Annotated in this window: 4 protein-coding genes; all 4 read left to right on the plus strand. The window is 63.2% G+C overall.

Translation table 11 applies throughout. The features are described from left to right. Positions 1 to 130 precede the first annotated feature (130 nt). The 4 genes from MBENS4_RS23540 (at position 131) to MBENS4_RS23555 (ending at position 4,162) form a co-directional block, all read left to right on the plus strand. The gene (locus MBENS4_RS23540) at positions 131 to 1,372 is read left to right on the plus strand and encodes a site-specific integrase (protein WP_039396794.1); all 1,242 of its coding nucleotides are present in this window, start codon (positions 131 to 133) and stop codon (positions 1,370 to 1,372) included. Further along, positions 1,369 to 2,292: a tyrosine-type recombinase/integrase gene (locus MBENS4_RS23545; RefSeq protein ID WP_039396797.1), complete on the plus strand. Its 924-nt coding sequence runs from the start codon at positions 1,369 to 1,371 to the stop codon at positions 2,290 to 2,292. The genes MBENS4_RS23540 and MBENS4_RS23545 overlap by 4 nt, the downstream gene beginning before the upstream one ends. Continuing rightward, complete coding sequence (locus MBENS4_RS23550) at positions 2,289 to 3,290, plus strand: tyrosine-type recombinase/integrase (protein ID WP_039396800.1); 1,002 nt, start codon at positions 2,289 to 2,291, stop codon at positions 3,288 to 3,290. Before MBENS4_RS23545 ends, MBENS4_RS23550 begins: the two co-directional genes overlap by 4 nt. A gap of 308 nt (positions 3,291 to 3,598) precedes the next feature. Next, complete coding sequence (locus MBENS4_RS23555) at positions 3,599 to 4,162, plus strand: hypothetical protein (protein WP_052322754.1); 564 nt, start codon at positions 3,599 to 3,601, stop codon at positions 4,160 to 4,162. The last annotated feature ends 131 nt before the right edge of the window (positions 4,163 to 4,293 follow it).

Consider the following 4,293-nt stretch of genomic DNA (forward strand, 5'->3'; position numbering starts at 1 on the left):
CGGAGTTTATGCCGAGCGTCAGACTATGCCGCGTAAGTGCAGAACGACCGGGATGTCCGCAGGTTTGGGGGTAATCGGCTCGGCATAGTTTCTAGTTCCCTCCGCACATCACGTGCGCGGAGGAACGACGATGATCACCGACGATTATTTGAACACAAGCCGGGTATTGAGGGGCTTGAAGCATGGCCCGTTTGGCGAACACATCCATCTCTACGTCGAGTGGCTTCAACAGCGTGGTTACAGCCGGGAGGTGGGCCACCGGTATTTGAGCCTCGCTCGGGATTTTGGATTCTGGCTTGATGCCACCGGCTCTGGCCTTGTCGATATCCGGGAAGAACTAGTGACCCGGTATCTCGCCGAGCGCTCACGGCACCGGCCGCGATACAGGGGGGACGCCCTCGCACTCGCTCGGTTGTTGTCGATCCTGCGTGACGCCAACGTCATCGCGCCTCGGCCGACCCCGCCACATGATCCGCGCGAGGATATTCTTCAGGCCTACAGCCTTTACATGGAGCGCAAGCGTGGCCTGGCGCCGTCGTCGATCGCAAGCCACATGTGGTTCCTGCGTCCGTTCCTGCAAGAGCTGGGGATCGCCACCAACGCCGACGTCGCGCGGCTCTCCGGGCGCGATCTCGCCCGTTACGTGGAACGGCATGCCGGCGACAGCGGCGCTACGACTGCCAGGATCATGTGTTCCCGCTTGCGGGTGTTCCTGCGGTATCTGCACTGCGAAGGTTTCGTCGCCGCCGACCTGACAGGAGCTATTCCTTCGATCCGGCGTACGAGTAACGAGCGCCTGCCGAGTTTCATGCCGATCGAGAAGGTTCAACGTGTCCTTGATGGCTGCGACCAGAGCACAGCGACCGGCCGAAGGGACTATGCGATCCTGATGCTGCTCGCCCGGTTGGGATTGCGGGCGTGCGAAGTTGCCAGGCTCAGTCTTGATGATTTCGACTGGCGTGCGGGCCAGTTCACGGTCCGCGGCAAGGGGCGCAAGACCGCGACCATGCCGCTGCCTCCCGATGTCGGTACCGCGATCACGAGCTACCTGCAGCATGGCCGTCCGCAATCGGACAGCCGACAGCTGTTCCTGCTCGCCGTCGCCCCATACACTGGCTTCAAGGGAGCCGGTGGCATACAGACCGTCGCACGTTCGGCGATTGTGCGTGCCGGTATCACAGGTCTGGCTCGCCGCGGTTCGCACGCCTTCCGGCACAGCCTGGCCACCGGCCTTCTGCGATCGGGCGCGACGCTGACCGAGATCGGTCAGCTCCTGCGCCACGCACAGCAGGACACGACCCGGATCTACGCCAAGGTGGATTTCGACAGCCTGCGTCCTCTGGGGCTGCCCTGGTTGGGAGGCCAGCAATGAGCGCGCTTCGTCAGGCCCTGACCCGCTATCTGCGCATGCGGCGCGGGTTCGGCTATCGCTACGAAGGCGAGGAACGTTGTCTCGGCGATTTCGTTGCATTCATGGACGCGGCTCAGGCCACGGTCATCACGCGCAAGCTGGCCGTGGAATGGATTACGCAGGCTTCGCGCACGACCTGGCCGAACAGGCTGTCGATGGTGCGCGGGTTTGCGCGACATCTCTCGAACATCGAACCCGAGACCGAGATGCCGCCCACTGGCATCTTTCCATCACCCAGGCGGCCGCGGCCCTATATCTACACCGAGGCGGACATCGAGCGACTACTCGATGCAACGCTGCGCTGGGGATTGGCCAAGGGCATCAATCGCCGCACCTATCATTGCCTTTTCGGTCTGCTCGCGGCTACGGGCATGCGCCTCGGTGAGGCAATTGGCCTCAAACGCGCTGATGTCGATCTCGAGGCCGGGATATTGACCCTGCGCATGACCAAGGGCGGCAAGGAACGGCTCGTCCCACTACATCCGACCACCACCCGGGCGCTCGCCGACTACGCCGCGCAACGCGACGATTGTCGCGCTTGCCGCAAAAGCCTCTGGTTCTTCGTCCTGCGAGGAGGCCAGCGGCTGCGCCCCCAGTACCCGGAACGCGTTTTTCTCGCCGTACTGCGGCGGATCGGGTTACGTGATCCCGAGTTGCATAGCCGGGGGCCGCGCCTCCACGACTTGCGCCATAGCTTTGCCGTCAACACCCTCCTGCGCTGGTACCGAGCAGGTGAAGATGTCGAGCGCCTGCTTCCGTCGCTTTCCACCTATCTTGGCCATAGTAAGGTCCGCGACACGTATTGGTACCTCTCGGCCTGCCCCGAACTCATGAGCGAGGCCGCAGGCAGGCTCGAGGCGCGTTGGGGGGCGGTGTCATGACCGGCGCCACTAACCTCCCCTCGCTTATCGAGCGCTTCTTCACTCAGCGCCTGATACAACAGCGCAACGCCAGCCCGCACACCGTCGCATCCTACCGCGATACGTTCCGGCTGCTGTTCACCTTCGCGCAGACGAAGTTGGGCAAGCCGCCGTCCCGGCTCGATCTTGCCGATTTCGACGCCCCGTTCATCGGGGCCTTCCTCGATGATCTCGAGGAGAACCGGTCGATCGGGGCCAAGACACGCAACCTGCGCCTGACCGCCATTCGCGCATTCTTCCGCTTCGTCGCGTTCGAGGAACCCGCCTATGCCGGGCAGATTCAGCGTGTGCTCGCGATCCCCGGCAAACTCCACGACAAGCGCAAGGTGCATTTCCTGACCCGAAGCGAGATCGACGCGATCCTCGCGGCGCCCGACCGGGGCACCTGGATCGGCCGACGCGATCACATGCTGCTGCACCTTGCCGCTCAAACAGGCCTTCGGCTATCCGAGATCATCCAGCTTGACCGCGATGCTGTTGTTTTCGGAACCGGCGCACATGTCCGGTGCATCGGCAAGGGGCGCAAGGAGCGGGCCACCCCGCTCACCAGGCAGACGTGCCATTTGCTGCAAGCCTGGCTCAAGGAGGCTGACCAGCGTGGTTCGGCGAAGCTATTCCCCAACATCCATGGTGGCGGCCTGAGCGCCGATGCCGTGCAGCGGCTGCTTGCCCGTCATGTGGAGACCGCGAGGCAGCGATGCGTTTCGCTTCGCCGCAAGCGGGTCACGCCTCACGTTCTCAGGCACAGCGCGGCGATGGAGCTCCTCCAGGCGGGCGTCGACATTTCCGTTATCGCGCTCTGGCTGGGGCACGAGTCCATCAAGACCACCCAAGTCTACCTACATGCGCACCTTGCCCTGAAGGAGGCGGCGCTGGCCAAGATCAAGCCGTTCAACGGACGAACGGGTGGACGTTACAAGCCAGGGGACCGGCTGCTCGCGTTTCTCGACGCCTTGTAGCGGAGGGCAACTGCGTGCCCCATTGTCCCGGACCTTGGCGCGTGGACTCGCCTCTGCTATCTTTTTGATGCGCTGTGCAAAGGGCAGCGCCGGGACTGGTAATCCCGCCTGTGAAGCAACTCGGACACCTCGGTTTCCGGGGTGCCGTCGCGCATGTCCAAGTCTTCGGACTAAAGGCGGCGGCGCATGTCACAGGCATGTTACCAGCTCCGGCGGCTCCCGCGCCTAGCGTGCGGGAGTTCGGGACTGTTTCCGCATCCGTCTCGTCATCTTCCGCTTGACCGTATTGATGCGGACCGGAGGTGCCAATGGACAACCTTATCCCTGTCTCGTCACAAGGCAGCCTGCCTGTCAGGCCTGCCCCGAGAGCCTTTAATGGCGAGCTCGCGGCGCTATGGAGAATTTACGGTGGCGAGCCGTTCCATCTCTTGCGAACGCAGGAAGGGCGCAGCCTGAGCCGCGCCCGCTATCGGCGAGCGGAAGAATTCATGGGCTCGCTTGCTCCCAACACGCCGGGCGACTGGAGCGACTTTCTGTACTTTACCGGCATCGTTGCCCAACTGGCCTTGTCATCACACCTGCTGGACGTGGGCTTCCCTGACGCTTGGTGCGCGCGTCACATCGGGCTCCACGTCGACAGATCCCTGGCCTACGCCAATGCCAGCGGCTTCGGCTACGACTGCGGAGAGACGGAAAGATTAACGCAGGTGCTGTCTCCTTACTGGAAATGGAACCGCATGCATCTCACCGGCGGTGCCTGGCCCAGTGATGGCGGCTTCACACCGGATGAAGTCAGGACGCTGCTGCACGGGCTGATGGATCATGTAGGGCAAGTAACCGGCCATGGTCGATCGCCTCGTCGGCAACAGTAATGACACCCTGTCCCGGTAACTGATGCCCGGCAGGGCCGTGAAACTATGCCGAGCCGATTACCCCCAAACCTGCGGACATCCCGGTCGTTCTGCGCCTACGCGGCATAGTCTGACGCTCGGCATAAACCCCG

This window comes from Novosphingobium sp. MBES04 (genome assembly GCF_000813185.1).
GTDB lineage: Bacteria > Pseudomonadota > Alphaproteobacteria > Sphingomonadales > Sphingomonadaceae > Novosphingobium > Novosphingobium decolorationis.

Coding starts and splice junctions, on each gene's coding strand:
- MBENS4_RS23540 (WP_039396794.1), top strand. CDS start 131: ATGATCACCGACGATTATTTGAACACAAGCCGGGTATTGAGGGGCTTG.
- MBENS4_RS23545 (WP_039396797.1), top strand. CDS start 1,369: ATGAGCGCGCTTCGTCAGGCCCTGACCCGCTATCTGCGCATGCGGCGC.
- MBENS4_RS23550 (WP_039396800.1), top strand. CDS start 2,289: ATGACCGGCGCCACTAACCTCCCCTCGCTTATCGAGCGCTTCTTCACT.
- MBENS4_RS23555 (WP_052322754.1), top strand. CDS start 3,599: ATGGACAACCTTATCCCTGTCTCGTCACAAGGCAGCCTGCCTGTCAGG.